16 protein-coding genes and 2 pseudogenes are annotated in these 20,686 nt (G+C 70.6%); 8 read left to right on the top strand and 10 right to left on the bottom strand.

Going from position 1 to position 20,686, the window contains the following annotated elements; translation table 11 throughout:
- Nucleotides 1–152 precede the first annotated feature (152 nt).
- Nucleotides 153–2,966, bottom strand: a complete 2,814-nt coding sequence (locus tag ACFPZJ_RS25865; protein ID WP_381026151.1) for a SpoIIE family protein phosphatase — start codon at nucleotides 2,964–2,966, stop codon at nucleotides 153–155.
- 236 nt (nucleotides 2,967–3,202) lie between these two features.
- Here ACFPZJ_RS25865 and ACFPZJ_RS25860 point away from each other — a divergent pair, with 236 nt between their 5' ends.
- Nucleotides 3,203–5,374, top strand: coding sequence for a SpoIIE family protein phosphatase (locus ACFPZJ_RS25860; protein ID WP_381026149.1), 2,172 nt, complete (start codon nucleotides 3,203–3,205; stop codon nucleotides 5,372–5,374).
- Nucleotides 5,375–5,691: 317 nt separating this feature from the next.
- On the opposite strand, the gene ACFPZJ_RS25855 is transcribed toward ACFPZJ_RS25860, so the two are convergent.
- From ACFPZJ_RS25855 to ACFPZJ_RS25845, 3 genes are all read right to left on the bottom strand, one after another.
- A complete protein-coding gene (locus ACFPZJ_RS25855) occupies nucleotides 5,692–5,934 on the bottom strand; it encodes a DUF5302 domain-containing protein (RefSeq protein WP_381026146.1) in 243 nt (80 codons plus the stop codon).
- Nucleotides 5,935–6,123: 189 nt separating this feature from the next.
- Complete coding sequence (locus ACFPZJ_RS25850; protein ID WP_381026145.1) at nucleotides 6,124–6,558, bottom strand: helix-turn-helix domain-containing protein; 435 nt, start codon at nucleotides 6,556–6,558, stop codon at nucleotides 6,124–6,126.
- A 563-nt stretch (nucleotides 6,559–7,121) separates the two neighbouring features.
- Nucleotides 7,122–7,358 (bottom strand): hypothetical protein, encoded by a 237-nt coding sequence (locus tag ACFPZJ_RS25845; RefSeq protein ID WP_381026142.1) that lies wholly within the window; start codon nucleotides 7,356–7,358, stop codon nucleotides 7,122–7,124.
- A gap of 327 nt (nucleotides 7,359–7,685) precedes the next feature.
- Here ACFPZJ_RS25845 and ACFPZJ_RS25840 point away from each other — a divergent pair, with 327 nt between their 5' ends.
- The 6 genes and pseudogenes from ACFPZJ_RS25840 to ACFPZJ_RS25815 all read left to right on the top strand — a co-directional run bounded on the left by ACFPZJ_RS25840 (nucleotide 7,686) and on the right by ACFPZJ_RS25815 (nucleotide 12,382).
- The gene (locus ACFPZJ_RS25840; RefSeq protein ID WP_381026139.1) at nucleotides 7,686–8,114 is read left to right on the top strand and encodes a hypothetical protein; all 429 of its coding nucleotides are present in this window, start codon (nucleotides 7,686–7,688) and stop codon (nucleotides 8,112–8,114) included.
- A 59-nt stretch (nucleotides 8,115–8,173) separates the two neighbouring features.
- Nucleotides 8,174–9,457, top strand: a complete 1,284-nt coding sequence (locus tag ACFPZJ_RS25835; RefSeq protein ID WP_381026136.1) for a DUF7224 domain-containing protein — start codon at nucleotides 8,174–8,176, stop codon at nucleotides 9,455–9,457.
- A 2-nt stretch (nucleotides 9,458–9,459) separates the two neighbouring features.
- A complete protein-coding gene (locus ACFPZJ_RS25830; protein ID WP_381026134.1) occupies nucleotides 9,460–10,047 on the top strand; it encodes a hypothetical protein in 588 nt (195 codons plus the stop codon).
- A complete protein-coding gene (locus ACFPZJ_RS25825; RefSeq protein ID WP_381026133.1) occupies nucleotides 10,044–10,793 on the top strand; it encodes an ATP-binding cassette domain-containing protein in 750 nt (249 codons plus the stop codon). Before ACFPZJ_RS25830 ends, ACFPZJ_RS25825 begins: the two co-directional genes overlap by 4 nt.
- A 341-nt stretch (nucleotides 10,794–11,134) precedes the next feature.
- Nucleotides 11,135–11,534 (top strand): annotated as a pseudogene (locus ACFPZJ_RS25820) (GTP cyclohydrolase I); the annotation flags it as partial.
- A 278-nt stretch (nucleotides 11,535–11,812) separates the two neighbouring features.
- Nucleotides 11,813–12,382 (top strand): DinB family protein, encoded by a 570-nt coding sequence (locus ACFPZJ_RS25815; RefSeq protein ID WP_381026130.1) that lies wholly within the window; start codon nucleotides 11,813–11,815, stop codon nucleotides 12,380–12,382.
- A gap of 54 nt (nucleotides 12,383–12,436) precedes the next feature.
- Here the strand turns inward: ACFPZJ_RS25815 and ACFPZJ_RS25810 are convergent, their stop codons facing one another.
- The 6 genes and pseudogenes from ACFPZJ_RS25810 to ACFPZJ_RS25785 form a co-directional block, all read right to left on the bottom strand.
- A complete protein-coding gene (locus tag ACFPZJ_RS25810) occupies nucleotides 12,437–13,216 on the bottom strand; it encodes a hypothetical protein (protein ID WP_381026127.1) in 780 nt (259 codons plus the stop codon).
- Between the two features lie 159 nt (nucleotides 13,217–13,375).
- Nucleotides 13,376–13,933: a telomere-protecting terminal protein Tpg gene (gene tpg / locus ACFPZJ_RS25805; RefSeq protein ID WP_381026125.1), complete on the bottom strand. Its 558-nt coding sequence runs from the start codon at nucleotides 13,931–13,933 to the stop codon at nucleotides 13,376–13,378.
- 9 nt (nucleotides 13,934–13,942) lie between these two features.
- Nucleotides 13,943–16,216: a telomere-associated protein Tap gene (gene tap / locus ACFPZJ_RS25800; protein ID WP_381026122.1), complete on the bottom strand. Its 2,274-nt coding sequence runs from the start codon at nucleotides 16,214–16,216 to the stop codon at nucleotides 13,943–13,945.
- A gap of 95 nt (nucleotides 16,217–16,311) precedes the next feature.
- Nucleotides 16,312–16,736 (bottom strand): annotated as a pseudogene (locus ACFPZJ_RS25795) (VOC family protein).
- A 77-nt stretch (nucleotides 16,737–16,813) separates the two neighbouring features.
- A complete protein-coding gene (locus ACFPZJ_RS25790; protein ID WP_381026119.1) occupies nucleotides 16,814–17,959 on the bottom strand; it encodes a PP2C family protein-serine/threonine phosphatase in 1,146 nt (381 codons plus the stop codon).
- Between the two features lie 113 nt (nucleotides 17,960–18,072).
- Complete coding sequence (locus tag ACFPZJ_RS25785) at nucleotides 18,073–18,831, bottom strand: IclR family transcriptional regulator (RefSeq protein WP_381026116.1); 759 nt, start codon at nucleotides 18,829–18,831, stop codon at nucleotides 18,073–18,075.
- Nucleotides 18,832–19,064: 233 nt separating this feature from the next.
- Here ACFPZJ_RS25785 and ACFPZJ_RS25780 point away from each other — a divergent pair, with 233 nt between their 5' ends.
- The gene (locus tag ACFPZJ_RS25780) at nucleotides 19,065–20,543 is read left to right on the top strand and encodes a glutamate-cysteine ligase family protein (RefSeq protein WP_381026115.1); all 1,479 of its coding nucleotides are present in this window, start codon (nucleotides 19,065–19,067) and stop codon (nucleotides 20,541–20,543) included.
- Nucleotides 20,544–20,686 lie beyond the last annotated feature (143 nt).

The following is a 20,686-nucleotide window of genomic DNA, read 5'->3' as shown; positions in this document are numbered from 1 at the left end:
TACTCCGACACCACGTCGCTGTACGCCGCCCCGTCGGGGTCCTCGGCCGTCCGCCGGGCCCGCTTTCGTTGCCGTTCGTCTGCCGTCGAGATCCGTCTTTCGTCGAGGTTCGTCGGCTCAAGTCGCCTCCGGCGGGCATGGTGCGGGCCGGCTCACAGGGCGGGATCGCCGAACTGTTCGAGGAGAGCGTCGACCGGTGCATGGGCCGTGCCGGCGGACGGGCCGTCGCTCAGGGTCTGTTCCGCCCAGATGACCTTGCCGCGGGCGGTGTAGCGCGTGCCCCAGCGCTGCGCGAACTGCGCCACGAGGAACAGGCCCCGCCCGCCTTCGTCCGTGGTCGTCGCCCGCCGCAAACGCGGTGATGTGCTGCTGCCGTCCGACACCTCGCAGATCAGACAGCGCCCGTACAGCATCCGCACCCGCACCGGCGGCAGCCCGTAGCGGATCGCGTTCGTGGCCAACTCGCTGAGGATCAGTTCCGTGGTGAATCCGATCTCCTCCAGCCCCCAAGTCCGCAACGTCTCCCTGCACTTGGCCCGCACGGAGGGCACCATCGCCGGGTCCGACGGCACGGTCCACTCGGCCACGCGCGAGGGCGGGAACCTCCGGGTCCGCGCCACCAGCAGCGCGATGTCGTCGACGGGGTGTGCCGGCCCCAGCGCTTCGATCACCGCCTGGCACGCCTCCTCCGGAGTGCGCCTCCCGGCCTCGTGCAGTGTCCGGCGCAGCCGGTCCAGGCCGACGTCGATGTCACGGGCTCGCTGTTCCACCAGGCCGTCGGTGTACAGCACCAGTTGAGAGCCTTCACTCAGGTGCAGATCGGCGGTTTCGAAGGGGTAGCAGCCGAGGCCCAGGGGGGCCGACGCCGGTACATGGGGACAGGTGACGGTACCGTCCGGGCGCACCAGCACCGGCTCGGGGTGCCCCGCGCGGGCCATCGTGCAGTTTCCCGTCACCGGGTCGTAGATCGCGTACAGGCATGTCGCTCCGGTCACCCCCTCCCCTTCGTGGCCTTCGCCGTCGTCCTCGGTCCTCTCCTCGTTGTCCATGCGGACGACGAAGTCGTCCAGGTTGGCGAGCACCTCGTCCACGGGGAGGTCCAGCGTGGAGAAGTTGTGCACCGCGGTGCGCAGCCGGCCCATGGTCGCCGCGGCGTGCAGTCCATGGCCGACGACGTCGCCCATCGCCAGCGCCACGCGCCCGCCCGGCAGGGGAATGACGTCGAACCAGTCCCCGCCCACGCCCGCCTCCGCGGGGAGATACCGCCAGGCCACCTCCAGTGCGTCCTGCTGCGGCTGCCCGCGCGGCAGCAGACTGCGTTGCAGTGTGACCGCCATCGCGTGCTCCCGGGCGAACCTCCGGGCGTTGTCGATGGCCACCGCGGCGCGCGCGGCCAGTTCCTCGGCGAAGGACAGGTCCTCCGGTTCGAACGCCGGGGAGGGCGTCGACCGGTAGAAGTTCGCCACGCCCAGCGGTACGTTCCGTGCCCGCAGCGGCATGGTCACCAGCGAATGCAACCCCAGCTCCAGGGCCCTGCGGGCACGGTCCGGGTCCTGCTCCTGCCAGCCGTGCGCCTGCCGCAGGTCCGCCTCCAGCAGGCCCCTGCCCTGCTGCAGCGCCTTCATCTGCGGCGTATCCGGCGAGAAGGTGATCACTTCACCCAGCGGATACATCGGCATCAGCTGCGGATGGCCGCTGATCGCCGCACGCCGCAGATGCCGCCATCCCTCCGCCGTGGGCTCCCGTCCCCGCAGCACCGCGTCCAGCAGATCGACCGTGACGATGTCGGCGAACCGCGGTGCCGCCACCTCGGCCAGTTCCTGGGCCGTACGCCTGACGTCGAGCGTCGTTCCCATCCGCGCCCCGGCCTCGTACAGCAGCGTCAGCCGCTCGCGTGCCACCTCCGCGCGCCCGGAGACGGCCGCCAACTCGGTGGTGTCCCGCAGTGTCACCACGCTGCCGCCCCGGTCGCCGCCCGGGAACGTCGGCCGCTTGTTCACGGCCAGCAACCGGTCCTCGGCGAGATACACCTCGTCGGTGACCGCCTCCGGGGACATCAGCAGGTCAGTCATCTGCTCCGACAGTGCCAGCTCCCGCACGGGGCGCCCCGGTGCGTCGGCCGGCAGCCCGAGCAGCCGCTTCGCCTCGTCGTTGGCCAGCAGCAGCCGCCCGTCGCCGGCGGTGATCAGCACGCCTTCCCGCACCGCGTGCAGGACCGCGTCGTGGTGCTCGTACAGCCGCGCGAGCTCCTGCGGGGCGAGGCCGTGCGTGTGCCGTAGCAGCCGCCGGGACACCAGTGTCGTCCCCGTGGCCGCCAGGGCCAGTCCGGCCGCACCGGTTCCGAGGATGATCGGCAGCTGCGGTACCCACAGCCTTCCCACGTTCTCGACCGTGATCCCGGCGGAGACCAGACCGACGACGGTGCCGCGCGCGTCGGTCACCGGGACCACCGCCTGCACTGCCGTCCCCTCGCCCGCGGGCACGGGCGGCCCGCCTGCCTGCTCGATGACGGTGCGCCCCTCCAACGCCGGTTGGATGGTGCCGACGAACTTTTTCCCGATCTCCTGCGGGTAGGGGTACGTGAGGCGAATGCCCCTGGTGTCCGTGACCACCACGAAGTCCACGCCGGTCTTCTTGCGCGCCTCCTCGGCGCGCGGCTGCAGCACCGCGGTCGGGTCGCGGCTGCGCAGCGCCTCGACCATGCCGGGGGAACTCGCGAACGACTGGGCGGCGACGAGCGAGTCCCGGCGCCCCTGCTGGACAGCGTCGTGCGCCGCTTGGAGCATGACGCTCACCATCCCGGCCACGACCAGCAGGACCACGATCAGGATCTGGACGAGGAACACCTGCCCCGCCGCGCTGCGCGGATCCAGCAGAGAGCCGCGACGACCGCGTGCGCCTCTGGTGGGCGGGGCACGAGAAGGCGACCGGGGTTGTGTCCGGAATCTCCCGGAAGATACCCTCATGTACCCTTCATAGCACCGATGTGCGAACCATGACCGACTGAGCTGGAGTCGCCTCCGGGCGACGCTCAGCCCTGGTCGGCTGAGTGCGGGGCCTCGGGGTCCCGTGCGCGTCACGGCATCATCTGGCGCGAGCGTGGTCTGGACACCGCGAAGACGTGTGTCGCACAAGACATGCCAGAGTGGAGAGGACGCGCCGCGTGATCAGCGGCCGGTCAGACAGGAGAGGGCCACCTGTCATGTCAACAGATTCCCGTCGCCGCGGCCCGGCCGCTGCCCCTCCCGCCTCCACGGACCGGCGGAACGAGGAGTACGAGGACCTGTTCGAACAGGCGCCGGTGATCTTCGCCGCGCTGCGGGGACCGCACCATCTGCTGGAAGCGGCGAACTCGGCGTTCTTCGAGGCCGTGGGACGTGACCGGGCCCGGCTGGGCGAACCCGTCGGAGAGCTGGTTCCCGAACTGGCCGTACAGGGTGTGCTCGACCGGCTCGACGCGGTCCACCGCACCGGTGTCGCCTACCGGGCCCGAGGCGGGCGGCTGCTGCTCGGCCTGCCGGGCCGGCAGCGCGAGGGGTACTTCGACGTCACCTACGAGCCCCGCCATGACGAGATCGGCCGGATCGACGGGGTCGTGGTGATAGCGGTCGAGACCACCGCCCACCACCACGCGCACCTGCTGGCCGCCGAGCAGCGGGCGCTCCTGGAGCAGATCGCGCGCGACGCCCCGCTCGCGGAGATCCTGAGCGGCATGGCCAGGGCGATCGAGGAGCTGTCCCCGGACATGATCGTCTCGGTGCTGCTCACCGATCCCGACGGACGGCATCTGCGGCACGGCACCGCCCCGAGCCTGCCGGACTTCTACAACGAGGCGATCGACGGGGCTCCCATCGGCGAGGGCGTCGGTTCGTGCGGCACGTCCGCGTCCCGGCGTGAACGGGTGATCGTCGTCGACATCGCCACCGATCCGCTGTGGGAGGACTACCGCGACGTGGCGCTACGGGCCGGGGTGGCGGCGTGCTGGTCGACGCCGATCCAGGACACGGAGGGACGGCTGCTGGGCACGTTCGCGATGTACCACCGCACGCCGAAGGCACCCGAGGACAAGGACCTGGCGCTCAGCGCCGCGTTCACCCGCATAGCCGCGCTGGCCATCGAACGCCACCGCGCCGTGGAGGCGAGCCAGGCCGCCCAGGAGCGCGAGAAGGCAGCCCATCAGGATCTGGCCTTCGTCCTGGAGGCCAGCACCGCCATCACCCGTGAGACGCACTACTCCGACGCCCTGCAGCGCATGGCCCGGCTGACCGTGCCGGCCCTGGCACCGCTGTGCGCCGTCCACGTGACCGAGCGTGGCCGCACCCAGCGCATCGCGGTGGCCGCCGCCACCCGGGACGGGAAAGAGCTGCTCGATTCCCCGGCACTGTGCGAGGAGGTGGACCGGACCGTCGCCTGCGTGCTGGCCTCGGGCGCCACCGAGACCGTCTCCGCGGGCAGCTTCTCCGCACACCCGGGCATCAGGGGCTACGTGTGCGTGCCGCTGACCACCCGGGGCCGCACCTTCGGTGTGCTGACCCTGCTGGCCACCGACCTGCCGCTGGACAGCCGTACGATCGCCCTGGCCGAGGAACTCGCCCGCCGGGCCGCCACCATCGCCGACAACGCCCACCAGTTCACCGACCGTGCCCGGCTCGCGCGCGATCTCCAGGCGGGTCTGCTGCCTCCCGAACTGCCCAGGATTCCCGGCGCCACCTTGGCGGCCTGTTACCATCCGGCCGGTGAGGGACTCGACGTCGGCGGTGACTTCTACGATGTCTTCCCGCTGCCCGAGCACCGCTGGGCGCTCATGATCGGCGATGTGTGCGGACGCGGTGCGCTCGCCGCGACGACGACCGGCATGGTCCGCCACACCGCACGCGTCGCCGCCCGCCTCCTGGACGACCCGGCGGCGGTGGTCACCGCCATCAACGACGCGCTGACGGAGAACGCCACCGATGAGGATCAGTTCGTCTCGCTCACCTATGGCGAGCTGCGGCACACCGCCTCCCATCTCAGGCTCGACCTGATCCGCGCAGGGCACGTACCGCCACTGGTGCGGCGCGCCGACGGCACCGTCGAGGAACTCGCCCCGCCGGGCGTGCTGTTGGGCATCAGCCGCGAACCTGACTTCAGCCCGTGCGGCATCGACCTGTACCCCGGCGACAGCCTGGTCCTGGTCACCGACGGCGTCACCGAGGCACGCTCGGCCGACGGCGAGTTCTTCGGCGAGGAACGCCTGACCGAGGCGCTCCTCGCGGCCGGGACCGCGCAGGCCACCGCCGCGAACCTCATCGAGGCCGTGACCGCGGCGGTCACCGCGTTCGCGGGCAACGCCACCCTGGACGACCAGGCGGCGATGGTCCTGACCGCCGGCTGACGGTCACGGCACGGCTCGGCCACGCCTCCGAGGCCCGGGCCGCCTCGCCTCCGTGCGCTTGTTCCGTGGGGCTGGTCGCGACGCTGGCTCGCCTCGACGCCGGGCTGACCGGCAGACCACGCGCCCGCACGCAGTTCCCGCCCTTTCGCAGCATTCCGCCCCGCTGGACGACGTCCAGCGGGGCGGTGTTCCCGACCGTCGGGCCTTCCGGCCCTGCGTGAACCGATGCGCCGGGCTTCTTCGAACCGGTCTCGCCCGGCCACCGTCAAGGCGGCCGGGCGGGGTCTCGCGGAGTTTCATCCGGCGGCGGTTCGACCTCAGCCGCCGCTCTTCCGCCGGAACGACCGCTGGCTCGCGGCCGGGCCGTGCTCGCCGCGGACCTTCGAGGCGTCGGTGTTCGCAGTGACGGCCGCGGCCTCCGCCTGCTTGCCTCGCTTACGCGCCAGCGCCTCCCGGAACTTGCTCTTCAGGTCGTACTGGCCGTCATCGTCAGGCGCCAGGGCACGGCTCCCGGCGTCAGCCGGCTCCGAACCTTCTTGTGATGGAGTTTCTGCGGTCATGGTGACCTCCTGGTTCGGGCAATGGAGTCACAGCTTGTCATGCCGGGCACCGCACGGCCGCCCACCTCCCGCATCGCCGGTCACCGGCGGCCCATGGCGGCGTATGACCGGCACGTGTTCTGATCGGCGAAAGGAGAGCTGCCGATCAGATCGAACCACACCATGCCAGCGGGGCAACGGCGCGACGCATCACAGGTCAGGCGGCCAGGCAGTCGTGATCCCCTGTCGCGCGCCCGCATGCCCTCTTAAGCCGCACAGCGCGCCATTCACTGGGTGACATCCCATAGGCCGCCGGGCGACCCGGCTGAAGTGGGCGTGGCCGGCGAAGCCGAAGCAGTTGGCGACGGCGGCGACCACGAGGCCGTCGGCGTCGGGCGCGCACGCCTCAAGGCGGCGGTGCTGGAGCCAGCGGCTGACCGTGGTGCCCTGCGCCTCAAAGAGCCGGTGTACCTGGCGCGCAGACAGGTGGTGCGCGGCGGCGATGGTCCGCGGGGACAGGTCCGGGTGTCCGAGATGACGGTCGATGAACGCCTTGGATCCGCAGCCGCAGCGCGGTGTGGCGGCGTCGGGGTCATGGGTCTGCGCCGCGCCGAGGTCCAGCCGTTCGGCGGCCAGGGTGCTCAAAGGTCCACGTTCCAGAGCCCGGATCTGCGACTTCCCGTCGACGCAGAACGCCAAAACGCGCTCGGGCGGGCCCAGTACGGGTCCGTCGACAGCTTGAACGTCTCCGAGCGGTGGTGCTGCTGGCCTACGGCCCGCCCCGCGACACGGTCGACTGCGACAGGCCCATCTCCTTTGCCATCGCCCGCGTCGTACCAGTGCGCGGCGCTCTTCGGTGTGCTCTCCAGCGTTCTTGTGACCACGGCGGCGATCTGTTCGTCGGTGAACCGTCCTGGGCCCACCGGAACGCGGCATGTCACCCAGGCCGGTGATCCGATGCTCCACAAACCCGGGCCCGCCAACGGCCCACCGCATGCGGGGTGGACCCGAGCTGCGCGGCCACGTCCTTGTTAGACGCCCCGCTGGCGCAAGGCGGGATGATCCGGTACCGCAAAGCCCACGCCTGCGGGGTGGAACGGCGCCGCACCCAACCCTCAAGCCCGCGCCTCGTCCGACAGCATCCACTCGGCCTTCGGGCCGCCCAGTACGCATTATCCCGCAACTGACGGGGCATGGCTCTCCGTGGACTACATCACGCCCGACGAGGTGATCCCGTGCGTCAACCGCCGACGGCCGCCGCGATCAAACTGGTCCTCTGCCTTCTTCAGCGCCGCTTGGCACTCGGTGGTCGCACCCGTCATGGCGCGGCCTTCGGTTACGTGAAAAAGCGAAAGCCCAGTGAGTGACGGACTGGCCGGCCTGGTGACCTCGGCCGCCTGTTGCGCCAATCTGACGACCGGCGTCGGGTTCTTCTCTCCGGTCACCGCTAGGCAGCCATCGCCTACTGCTCGACCGTGATCGCCCGTTGCAAGATCATACATGCGTAAGTGGAATCCCATGTCACCTTCCGTGCGACGAGTTGACCCACTCAGCCTCCGAGGCGCTGCGAACGGGTGAGCTGCACCCGACCGACACAGGGCCGGACGCCTGCGTGCGCCACCTCGAAGGAGGTAAAAACCTGTATCCACCTGGCGAAAGGTTCTATTCGATCATGGCTGACATGCGGCGGGGGCGGTGTTACAGTCACCCAGCCTTTCGGTCTCCAGTTCGAGGGGGGCCTCGAAGACCGGAAGGACAAGGAGAGTTTTCCTTTGACGGGAAGACGTTTGCGCAACGCCTGTGTCGTCGCGGGAGCTGCCGCCGCACTCACGATCGCGACGGCTACGGGAGCTTGGGCCAACTGGAGCAAGTCTCCATTCAGCCTTGTTCAGGGCACCACTTCCCAGCAGTGGGTCGATGAGGAGTACAACGAGTTCCACTTCACTGGCTGTGATCAGGCAGGAACTTCGAACAGCGTCGATGTGGCGCTGTGGCAGCAGATAGACTGGGGCAGTGACGTAAAGCACGACACGTCGACGCTCACCAATTGCTTTAAAGGGCCTGGATACACCAGCACGGCCACCGAGTCCAACTTGCCTTATGACAGCTACTACCTCGAGGTCACCAAGCTCGGTTCGGGGTGCGGGGCTTGCACGGGTGCCGCTGACAAAGTCAGCGTAGACACGACCCTGGCTGACTGATCCTGCCGGGCCGCCGCACAGCGTGCGGCGGCCCGGGTTTGTTCTCCATACGAGGGTTCATGCGCTTCTCCTCCGCTCTTCGCACGCATCCAGCCGTGCTGGCCTTTCCCGTGATCGGCCTCTTCTTCGCCTTCGTCTTCGTCACGAGCACCCGGAACATCGATCGGCTGATTGCCGTGCCGTGGCCCGCACAGGTCGCGTCGTACGCCGTGCACGCGCCGGTCCCGATGGCCGCTGCGGCTGCGGCGGGCCTGGCCGCGGTCGAAGCGACGCGGCTGCGCGCCCTCGGCACCTGGGAGGTGGGGGCCGCGCGCTCCACCTGGCGCATCGCGGTCCAGCCCATCGTCATCACGGTGCTCTGCCTGACGATCCTCACCGCCGGTATCACGGCCGGCGGCCTGTGGGTGGTTGGGGTCCTTCCCGATCTGTACGTGCTGCACCTGATGGCCATCGTCATCGTCCTGCTCACGGCGCACGCTGTGATCGGGTTCGTCATAGGGCGCCGATTCCACGCGCTGTACGCCGCACCGCTCGTAGCCGTGACCGTGTTCATCGGGATCAGCTTCCCGTTGGGGACGGACAGCTACTGGGCGCACCATGTCACGGGATCCATCGCCTGGTTGGGATTCGGAGAAGCGTACTCCCCGGCCATGACGGCAGCCGCCGTTCTGCCCACGCTCGGTCTGGCTCTTGCCTGTGTTGTCCTGGCGGCGCCCCGGCGCATCGGCGTCAGCTCTGTCGCCGCGGCCCTTGTGATCGCGGTCAGTGGCCTCTTGGGCGCATACGGCATCACCAAGGACTGGCGCTCGATCGCTCCTGCCGCCAAGGGTCTCGCCACCGTCACCTGTGAGGGAAGCACGCCTGAAGTCTGCCTGCCGTCGGCCGGCTCCGAGCACATCGGGGAGATACAGGCCGAACTCGCCCGAATGACAAGCAGATTGCAGGCCCGGGGCATCATCGCGAAGAGCCCTGACCGCATCACCGATCTGAGCGTGGCCGATGTGCACCAGATCGACACCAGGGGGGAACACTGGGTCCTCGACCTCGTGCCCGGGAACGCGGACGAGGTCCTCCGGGAGAACATCGCCCTTTCCGTCGTCGGAATGCCCTGCGCGCGACCGGACTGGAACGCTCTGCACTACAACACGCTCTGGGCCGCCCGGACGGCAGGGGTGGAGAGCGAGTACCTGGCCTGGCTGTCCCGTGAGACCCAGCAGTTCCGGCAAGGGCAGAGCCGGGAACAGCTCCTCTCCGAGATGGCGACCGTGGACAAGCTCTCCTCCCAGGAGCAGAAGGCCTGGTACGCCGAGCGGCTCCGTCACGCCTGTAGGGCAGGTCGCTGACCATGATGTGGTGGCTGCGCCAGCGGGGAGCCCTGGGCCTCTTGCCCGGAGCCCTGGTGGCCTTCGTCCTCAGCGTCGTGCTCACCCTGGACGTGGTCCTCGTCTTCCCCACGTTCCTGGGTGCTTACGCGGTGCCGACAGAGCTGAGCAACTTCCTCTGCCTCATCCCCTCCGTCGCTCTGGTCGTCTGTCTTGAACGGCGACTGCCCTCCATGGAACGGTCGGCCGTCCGCAGGCTCGACGCACGGGACATCACGCTGGTTTCCGGCTTCGCCGTGATCGTGTCCGCGGTGGCCATGGCGATGTCTCCGCTCGGTCCGGAGGCTATGTGGACAGCGGCGCGCAACAACCTGCTCTTCTGCGGACTCGCCCTGGGGGCCTGGCCACTGCTCGGACACCGGGCGACCCTGCTCCCGGTCTTCTGGATGATTCACTCCATGTTCCTCGGAGGCCGGAGCATCAACGATCCCTATCCATGGGTGATCGTCACGGAGGAAGCCCATGTCACACATGCTGCCGCAGGCGCTGCCGCCGTCTTTCTGGCCGGGGTTCTCTCCCTCATCTGTTTCGCACCAAGGATCGACCGATGACTCTGCTGCTCGACCGTGTGACCTTCAGCTACCACCGATGGCTGCGTCCTGTCCTGTCCCGCTTCACCTATGAGGTCCCCGGGGAAGGCCTGACGATCCTGCTGGGACCCAACGGGGCGGGCAAGTCCACCACGATGGCGCTGCTCGCCGGAACGGTCGCACCGAGGGCGGGCAGGGTCCTGTTCAGCGGCACGGATCTCACCTCCGCCAGCCGTGGATACCGCCGACACGTGGCGTGGCTGCCTCAACGGGTGCCCTCTTCCCGGCAGTTGACCGCTCGCGAGTATGTGGCGTACGTCGCCTGGCTGAAGGGTGAGAGCCGCTCCCGCGCCTGGGAGCGTGCCGGGGCGGCCCTCGACCAGGTCGGCCTCACCGAACAGGCCGGCCGGAAGACGGCGAGGCTCTCCGGGGGACAGCTCCGCCGTGTCGGCATCGCCTGCGCCCTCGCCCATGACGCGCGCGTCATCCTGCTGGACGAGCCGACGGCCGGACTCGACCCGCACCAGCGCACTGTCTTCCGTGACGTGCTGCGGGAGGTCGCGGCGAAGACCCCGGTCCTGATGTCGACGCACGACATCGCCGACCTTGCCGACGAAGCCGACACCGTCACCCTCATGGACGGCGGCCGGATTCTCCACCACGGCGGGACGCGGAGCTTCCTGGACCACGCACGCCCCGACGCCGCACCGGCGCGCCGGGCCGAGTCGGCGTACGCCGTCCTCATGCGACTGGACGGCTCACAGTGACTTCATGACACCCCTGCGCCCCGGCCCCGGTCACGCGGGAGGCTCACCTGACGCGCTCGCCCGCGAACACACGCAGACCGTCTGCGGCATGAACCTCCACCCGCTCCGCGGCGTTCTCGAACGGCTCAAAGAAGGCATTCTCCAGGCACGCTGGCACCCAGTCCCGGCCACTGCTGTGTCCGCCTGGAACCCGCTCCCTCCCGCCGGCGCCCGCGAGTTCCGGACGTACCGGTCGTCGTCCACGCACCGGTCGCCGTCCGGCCGCCCTGTCCCCCTCAGAGGAGGAGTACGTCGTGAACTTCGGCGTATCGATCACCGACCACACCTCGCGGAGCGCTGACATGCCCGCTCCGCCCGGCGCCGGCGTTCCCCGGCCGCAGACACCGGCACCCTCGGTCAGCCCTCTGCGTGTCGTGCACGATCCCGGCGGCATCGACCTGGCCGAAGCCGAACGCGCGGCCGCGCGGTTCCTTGACGCGCTCGGCATCGACACCGGCACGGAGAGCCTGCGCGGCACCCCCGGGTGTATGGCCCGCGCCTACGCCGAACTGTTCAGCCCCCGCCCCTTCGACCTGCCCACCTTCCCCGACGACGAGGAGTACGACGAGGTTGGTGCTGGCCCGCAGCATTCCCGTGCGGTCGGTGTGCGAGCATCATCTGCTGCCGTTCGTCGGCACCGCCCACGTCGGCTACCTGCCGGGCCACCGCATCCTCGGCCTGTCCAAACGGGCCCGTGTCGTACATGGTCGTGCCGCTCTCCTTGCCGCTGTCGGCGCGGGACCGGGCTGCCGAGGCCCGTTGCCGGAGGGCGGTGACACAGTGGCTGACGCTGATCGAGAGGAGCGGCAGGCCGATGGGTGATACAGGGGCTGGCCGCCGCTTTCGACGGCTTCCGCGCGGTGTTCAGCCGACAGTTGGGGCATCACACCGTTGAGCACAGGGGCACGTTCTGAAGTGCCGCCACGTGACGTCCCCTCGGGCACGAAACTCAGTAGCGGGACGTGCCGAAACGGACGACCATGCGACGCATGAATGACCAACCCGCGCGCTGGAGCCAGGCGACCGTCTACCCCGACATGTGGGCCGACCCGGACGACGACCCCCGCAACAACGAAGGTCCCAGCCCGGACGGCGAACTCGCCACGCTGCAGGACTTCCTGACGAACTACCGCATGACCCTGCGGATGAAGTGCGACGGCCTGGACGCGGAGCAACTGGCCCGCCGGTCGGTTCCGCCCTCGACGATGTCACTGCTCGGCCTGGTCCGCCACCTCGCGGAGGTGGAACGGGACTGGCGCAACTGGATCACCGACGGTGACCCGCTGCCGAAGCTGTACGGCGAGCGGGACGCGGACTTCGACGGCGCTGTCGCCGAGCAGGACGTGGTCGACGCCTCCTACCGCGATCTGGCGCGCGAGCAGGCCGCGACCGACGCCGCGCTGGCCGAGCACCGGGACCTGAGCGAGCGGGTGGGGAAGGAACGGATCGCGGTTCGGGAGCTCATGGTGCACAGGATCGAGGAGTACGCACGTCACTGCGGGCACGCCGACCTGTTGCGCGAGTGCGTCGACGGGAGGGTGGGCCAGTGACGAGGGCCGAGGTACGCACCGCGTCGGGACCGATGGAGGCCACCCGATGCAGCATCAAGGGGAAGGGCGCTCCGGTCCCGTTGTGCCGGCCGGGAGGCCCATCCGCGGCGGGGACGGTGGCTGAGCTGCCTGCGGGGTGGGGGGCGCGTCGTCATCCAGGTCGCCGCGTACGGCGGCGATGGTGAAGGCGACCAGGGAAGCCAGAGCGAGCAGCGCGAGCGGCCCCCAGATCGCCGGTATCGCCCAGAGGGGCCAGTCGTTGGCCTCCTGCGCCCAGAGCGTCAGGATGGCCGCGCCGCCCATGACGACGCCGTGCCACCGCACCACGGTCGCCGCCCTCGCCTGACGCCGGTTGCCCCGCGCGAGAAGGGACCACAGCCCTCCCACGAGGGCCGTCAGGCCGACCGAGATGCAAGCAAGCGCGCCACCCAGGCGGTCCGCCGGCCACCCCAGGGGGCCGGCCGACGTCTGCTGCCGCCGTTCGTCGGTGTCGCGTACCTCGACGACCTGCCCGTGCCAGATCAGACCGACGACCTTGTCGTTCGGCTGCATCTCGGACAGCACCGGGTCGGTCTGCCGGAACGTCACGTGCCACGGTTCGCCGGACGGCAGCGACAACTCCGCCTCCGGAGGCTCGCTTCTCTCGTTGCGGTGCATGTCGGCTTTCCGGACGGTGAATGCCTGTTCCCACACGCACCCCGACGCCCTCACGGGCACGGAGACACACGACGGCGCCGCACGGAACTCGCGCTCCCGCTCCAGCGCTCCGCCGATCTCCCAGGCCGACACCGTCCCCAGGACGAGACACACGACACCGACCAGCAGCCATGCCACGCTCCGCGTCGCCCTGCGGCCCGACGACCTCACCGTCCCCCGTCCTCTCTCCCGCGCAGCGCTCGCACGCCAATTGGAGCACGTCCGCCGAGGGTCGCCCATGCCCGCTGCCGGCAGCGCACGACCCACCGGGTTTGCCAGGCCCAGGCAACAAGACCCCTACAGGTCGAACTCGACGTGTTCGATGTCGGTGAAGCGCACCTCTTCCAGCATGCCGGCGCGGCGGCCGCCGTCCTGGAAGTAGACGTCCCTGAGCCCTTCGGCGGCGATCTCCCGCAGGCGCTGCTCCGTGGCGCCCTGCTCCCGCGCCTCGAAGAGGCGGGCGGCGTACTGCGGGGGGAGGGCGACGGTGAGATGCCGGAGGCGGGCGTCGTCGGTGGAGCCGATCGGGGCGGTGTAGCCGATCCGGGCGCGGGTGTCGATGACGATGCCGTCGGTGGTCGCCGCCCGCTGTCTGGCCCGGGCGCGGATCTGCGGCTGCCACCGCTTCCTGACCTCGGCCTCCAGTCGGGCGGCGAGGTCAGGGCGGGGCTTTTTGAGCTGGTCCTTCACGTACCGTTCGACGGTGCGCTGGGAGACCCGCAGCATCCGGGCGACGGCCCTGGTGCCCTTGAGCTGCTTGACCAGGTACCGCATCTGCGCGCCGGCCGACTTCGGGATCGGACGGGTGAACGCCCCCTGCACCGCCTTGTCCAGGCCGTCCCCGAACATGCTCATCGCGGCCGCCTACTCCCCGTTGTCGTGTGGGGTGACCTCGCCGGTCTTGATGTACCGGGCGAGGTTGAGCTCGGGCGCCTCGAACTGTTCCCGGACCCCTTCGCCCCACAGCACCGTCTGTGTGCCCTCGTGCTTGACCATCCCGGGGCTGACGCCGAGCCGCCACCCGCCCGGCAGCGGCTTGCCGTCCCGGTAGGGCAGGAAGTCCAGCGGGGAGGGCCCGTCGGCGGCGTACACGGCGCAGTCCGAGAGGATCGCGACCGGGTACTGCCCGGTGAACGCCGCGTGCCTGACGATCTTGCGGTGCATGTTGACGCGCGTACGGGAGATGACCGCTGCGCGGATGTCCGGACGCCACGTCGGCCGGGACAGGGCCCGCCACGGCTGACCGGGCTTCCAGCGCTCGCCGCGAGGGCGCTCACGCAATTTTCCGATGCCGCCCTTCACGGTCGCCTTGATCGCGGACACCACGATCGCCAGCTCCGGGTCACGCTCCCGGTAGCCGTCCATCGCGGCCAGGAACTCCTCCGGGCTCGCGTCGGCGGGCACGCCCAGGTCGGCCATCGTGTGGACGTAGGCGTCACGCAGGCGGCTGTACCAGGCGTCCAGGTAGCGGCCGTTCTCGTGGCGGACGTAACCCTCGGTCGGGGCGACGTCGTAGCCGAGCTCGACGGCGTAGGCGACGGTCGGCGTGGCGTACCAGGCCGGTCCCTCGGGGCGGTCGCCGGTCGGGGTGAACGGGCTGGGCAGCAGGTCGCCGTGGAGATGCACCCACTCCTTGCCGAGCTTCACGCGGGACAGGTCGACGTGGGACAGGTCGACCAGCCAGGAGCCGGGCAGCTTCGGGTCGAACGCGGGCCGTGTGACGTGGGTCGGCGCGCCGAGGCCCACGGTCAGACCGTTGGCGCCTGCGGCGAAGGCCATGTTGACGTCGATGCCGACCAGGAACTGCCGCATGCATTCGTCGTCGGTGAGCGGCCGCGCCCAGTCGTACGCCTCCTCGAACAGGACCTCGGCCGGGGTACGGCGGTGGAAGCGGGGCAGGTCCTTGAGGATCGGGTGTCCGTCGGGGGCCTCGCACGGCGCCGGGTCGACCGGGTCCTTCCCCAGCGAGCCAGGGTTGTGCTCGCTGTGCCGCCTGCCCGCCTCGTCCGGCTCGGAGGCGCGGGTCGGCGGGTGCAGGGCGGTCATCAGCTCCAGGCCGGTCACGGCGGTCGACCCGCGCGGCGTGATCACCCGGGCCGCGTAGGTGCCCAGGAGCCGGGCGAGGTCCGCCGGCGGAAGCTGGGCGGCGTCGCCCCAGTGGCGGGCATCGAGCGCGTGCCACGACGGGATGCACAGCTGCACGCAGGCGCGCTCCGAGCCCTGCGCGGGGCGGTAGATCCGCGCCCACGGCCCGAAGCCCCGCTTGGTCAACTTCCATTCCGCGCGCAGCAGTTGCTTGACGACCTTGTGTCCTTCCGGGAGCCGCCCGGCCAGGCGTTCGTCCTCGCTGAGGGTCGCCGGCAGGCCGTAGCGCTCGCACGCGGCCTCGGTGAGCACGAGCAGCGGGTCGGCGTCCTTGCCCGAGCCGGACAGCTTCGGCTGCCCCAGCCTGGCCTCCCGCAGCGTCCAGTCGACCAGGGACGGCAGGGACTTCGCGGGTACGTCCAGGACCAGGCCACCGACGCAGTACGCGAGGACCTGGCCGTCGGCGTCGACGTCGACGACCGCGAGCGGACCGTTCTCGAAGCGCGCGTCGGTGCCGGTCACCGGGGTGCCGGCCGGCGCAGGGTTCTTCACGGCCGGGCGCCGTGACGTCGAGGTCGGGCCGGGGGTGCGCGGCGGACGCGCGGCAGATGCAGCAGACGCGGCAGCGGACGGGACGGCGGTGTCCCTGGTGCGGGCGGGGACGGCGGGGCGGGGCGCAGCGCCCCCCTCGGTCCTGGCCGTCCTGGTCGCGTCGGCGGTCCGGCCCGTCGCCTCAGTGCGCGCGTCCGGCACCGGTGTGGGCGTACCGGGGGACGTCTCGGGCGCACCGGTGTCCTGCGGGGGCGTGAGGGAGGCGGGGTAGAGCTCCGCGAGCTTGTTCAGCAGCCGCGCGTACGCGTCGCGCTCCGGCGGGCGCGGCTCCGTCTTGCCGGCCTCCCAGCCGCTCACCGTGGCACGGCGCACCTTCAGTGCCGCTGCCACTTCTTCGACCGTCAGGCCGTGGGCCTTCCGCAGCCGCCTGCGCTCCTCGGGCGGCGGCAGCGGGGACCTGGACGCGACCAGCGCGTCTACCGCGTCGAACAACTCGGACATGCGGCACCTCCGGCCGCCACCCTATCCCAGGAAACGTACGTCCCGCGTACGTTCGACGTGCGTTTCGCGTGCATGCGGGGCGGGCCTGGGCAGGGTCAGAGGACCGGCTCCCCGATGCCCAGCACGTTGCCCTCGCTGTCGCGGAACCAGGCGGCGCGATCACCCCGTGCCCCCTTGGTCGGGTAGTTCCCTTCGATCTCGGCGATCCCGTCCCTCGTCCGAAAGCCGGGTACGTCCACCTCTTCGAAGGTCACGCCGCGCCGTTTGAGCTCCGAGACGGCCTCGTCGATGTCATCGACCTGCCACCCCATCTGCGTGAAGGTGCCGGGTGAGGCACCCGTCGACTGGAACACCGCGAACTCCATGTCTCCGCACCGGTACAGCAACCCACCGGGCCGTTCGTCGACGGGCTCCAGACGAGCCGCTCGGAGTAGAAGCGCCGCGCGCGGTCCAGGTCCTGGGCGGGCAGCCTGGTCGCCACGCGTCCCCGGGCCAGTACGTTCCTGTCGTCTGTGGTCATGCCTCCACTGTGCCGTGGACGGCGGCCCGGAGGGCGGAGACACCGGGGGTGTGACATCAGGGGTGTGCCACGACACCTCATCGAGGTACGGCGACAGCCGGCTTCTGGAGCAGGAGCAGCGCCGCGTCGTCGTGCAGCCGGCCGCCGACGTGTGCCAGCAGTTCGCCGTGGAGCGCGGTGAGGGTGCGCTCGGGTTCGTCGCAGACGTGACGGGCCAGCCCTTCGGCAAGCGGGTAGAACTCCCGGTCGGCGTTCCGGGCCTCCGTGACCCCGTCCGTGAAGAGCAGCAGTTGGTCCCCGTCGGCGAACGGCAGTTCCTGAAGGGCGGGGGTCTCGTCCGCGAGGCCGCGCAGCCCGAGCGGCGGGGCCGGATGCGGGGGGTCGACCGCGACGACGCCTCCGCAGGCGCGCACCAGCAGCGGGGGCGCGTGCCCGCAGTTGACCACGTGCAGCCGGCCTGCCGTCGGGTACCCCGCGACGACGGCGGTGACGAAGTCGTCCTGTCCGAGGTTGCGGGCCAGGCTCCGCTCGATCCTGCCGACCACCGCGAGCAGATCGGGTTCGTCGTAGGCGGCCTCCCGGAAGACACCGAGGACGAGCGCGGCGGTCCCCACCGCGGGCAGCCCCTTGCCGCGCACGTCGCCGACGATCAGTCGTATCCCGTGGGGCGTGGACACCAGCGCGTAGAGGTCCCCGCCGATACGGGCCTCCGCCGCGGCGGCGCTGTAGCGCACGGCCACCCGGAACGGGCCGACGGTCTGCGGTACGGGCTTGAGAAGGGCGTGCTGAGCGGTCTCCGCGACCGAGCGGACGGCGGCGAGTACCCGTTCCCGACGCCGTCGCAGCGCGCTGGCCAGGCCGCTGGCCAGGGTGACGGCCATCAGGGCGGACAGCACGGCCGCCAGTTCGCGGCCCGGAACACCGTCACGGGTGCCGAGCACCGCCCCGAGCACCGCGGCGAAGAGGCCGACGCAGAGGACACCGCGCGGTTCGTTGGTGGTGGCGGCCAGCGCCGGCCCCACCGCGAGAAGGGGCAGCCAGATCATCCCCGCTCCGCCGGAGAGGTCGGCGAGCACGACGAGGGAGACGATCAGTACGGGCAGTACAGGGATGCCGGCGGTCAGCTGGTCGCGTCTTCGGACGTACCCGACAAGAGCGGCCAGGAAGTTCGTGATCGGCCGTACGGGCCAGGGGTCGCCGCCGTGGTCTCGGGCCTCACTCATACTTCTTCCGCGGTCCTCATCCGTATGCGGGATACGCATGCCGGAGTCACCGCCCGACATGTCTGTTTCCTCCAGGAAAGGCGGTCGGGGCGGGCTGCACAAGGACGGGGATTTCACATAGTGAGTGACAGGGCCCTGGTCACACGGCTCGCGACCGGCAGCAGCCGCGCCCGGATCTCCTCCAGCCGGGAGAGCCGGTCCGCCGACAGCGAGACGCCGAGCGAGCCGAGCACATCCCCGCTGTAGACGGGTACGGCGACGCAGACCGTGCCGAGGGAGTACTCCTCCAGGTCCGTGACAGCCGGGGCCATGGGTGAGGAGTCGATGCGGCGGAGCAGTTCCGGAGGGCTGGTGATGGTCCGTGGCGTGAGGTCCGCCAGGTGGTGCCGGGAGAGGTAGTCCAGGCGGGACTCCTCGTCCAGTTCCCGCAGGACGGTTTTGCCGAGGGCGGTGGCGTGCCCGGCGTCCTGGAATCCCACCCAGAGGTCGACCCGGGGTGTCCGGGGGCCGTCGACGATCTCGGCGACCCGGATCTCACCCTCCTCGTAGAAGGTGAGGTAGGCGGCCGTGGCGAGCTCGTCGCGCAGAGCGGCGAGTGTGGGGCGTACCCGGCTGAGCCGCGCCTGGCCACGGCCCGTCACGTGCAGCGTCTGCAGCTTGTCGCCCAGGACGAACCCGCCGTCGTCGAGTTTCCTGACGTATCCGTCGTGCACCAGTGTCCGCAGCAGGTGATAGGCGGTGGCCAGGGGCAGGCCCGTCTCGCGTGCCAGCTGCTTGGCCGGCGCGCCGTTCTCGTGCGTGCTCACCGCTTCCAGCAACCGGAAGGCCCGTTGCACGGAGGTGATGAGCGTCGGACCGTCGCGCGCACCCATACGACCAGCGTGCGCCGGGCGCCCGGCGCGAGCAAGCGGCCTGCGGGCCTGCGACACGGAGGTTCCGGTGGCCCGGCTTCCCGGTCGCCGCGGTCTTCGCCGCCGTCCTGGTAGCCGTCTTGGGGCAGCGCCGTCTTTGGGCGTCGGCGGTGGCCGTCCCGCATGGTCAGGGCCGCCCGGTGGTGCGACGCTGGGTGGGAAAGAGGTGTCCCAGGGGGGAGCCTGGAGGGCCCATGGGACGGGACGTTCCAGCACTGGTCTTCACCCGCGAGGACCGCCGCCGGTACCGGATCAAGATGCAGGAGTGCCTCGACGCGCTGGCACAGATGCTTCGCGAGTCACGGTTCGAGTACGAGCGCCCCCAGGTGGGCCTGGAGATCGAGCTCAACCTGATCGACGACCAGGCGGAACCGGCGATGCGCAACAGCGACGTGCTGGAGGCGATCGCCGACCCCGCCTGGTCCACGGAGCTGGGCAGGTTCAACCTCGAGATCAACATTCCGCCCCGCCGTCTGACGGCCGGCGGCCCCGACGACTGGGAGTCGGAGATCCGCGCCGCGCTCAACCACGCCGAGCAACGCGCCAGGTCGGTCGGCGCCCATCTCATCATGATCGGCATCCTGCCCACGCTCCGGCGGCGGGACGTCGGCGGGGCGGCACTGTCGGAGAACCCCCGGTACCGACTGCTCAACGACCAGATCTTCGCCGCCCGGGGCGAGGACCTGCACATCGAGGTCGACGGCGTCGACAGGCTGCGGACCTACGCGGACACGATCACTCCGGAAGCCGCCTGCACGAGCACCCAGTTCCACCTCCAGGTGTCCCCGGACGAGTTCGCCGGCTACTGGAACGCGGCGCAGGCTATCGCCGGAGTCCAGGTTGCGCTGGCGGCCAACTCACCGTTCCTGCTGGGCAAGGAGCTGTGGCACGAGACCCGTATCCCGCTGTTCGAGCAGGCCACCGACACCCGGCCGCAGGAGATCAGGGTGCAGGGGGTGCGGCCGCGGGTGTGGTTCGGGGAGCGGTGGATCAACAGCGTCTTCGACCTCTTCGAGGAGAACCTGCGCTACTTCCCCGCACTGCTGCCCCTGTGCGACGAGCAGGAGCCCGCGGAGACGCTCGACCGAGGCGACATCCCCGAACTGGCCGAACTCACCCTGCACAACGGCACGATCTACCGCTGGAACCGACCGGTCTACGCCGTCGCCCACGAGAAGCCGCACCTGAGGGTGGAGAACCGTGTGCTGCCCGCGGGCCCGACCGTCGCCGACACCCTCGCCAACGGCGCCTTCTACTACGGGCTCACTCGCGCCCTGGTGGAGGAGGAGCGGCCGGTCTGGTCCCGGATGTCGTTCGCGGCTGCCGAGGACAATCTGCACACGGCGGCGCGGCACGGCATCGACGCACGGCTGTACTGGCCTGGGATGGGCGAGGTGCCGGCGTCCGAACTCGTCCTGCGGCGTCTGCTGCCGCTGGCGCACCGGGGGCTGGAGCGCTCCGGCATGGACGAGGCCTGGCGGGAGCCGCTGCTCGGCATCATCGAGCAGCGGTGCGTCACCGCCCGCAACGGAGCGGTCTGGCAGAAGGAGATGTTCCACCACATCGACAGCTCCACCCACTCCGGCCGCCATGAGGCCCTGCGGCGGATGACTCAGCTGTACACGGACTACATGCACCTCAACGCCCCGGTCCACACATGGCCGGTCGACTGAGAGAGGGCGGACGTGCACCCCGGCGCCGCGGTCGGCGGCCCTCGCGTCCACTCCCCGCTCCAGACGGGAACCGCCGCACGCCCGGACCGGGAACCCACCGATGACTGAGCCCGCTCCCCCACCGACGGAGCCCGACCCCTCGG

Origin of the sequence: Streptomyces bullii (assembly GCF_042657145.1) — a bacterium.
Taxonomy (GTDB): Bacteria; Actinomycetota; Actinomycetes; order Streptomycetales; family Streptomycetaceae; genus Streptomyces; species Streptomyces bullii.
Note: the sequence above shows the minus strand (reverse complement) of the source record. Positions and strands in the feature narration are given on the sequence as shown.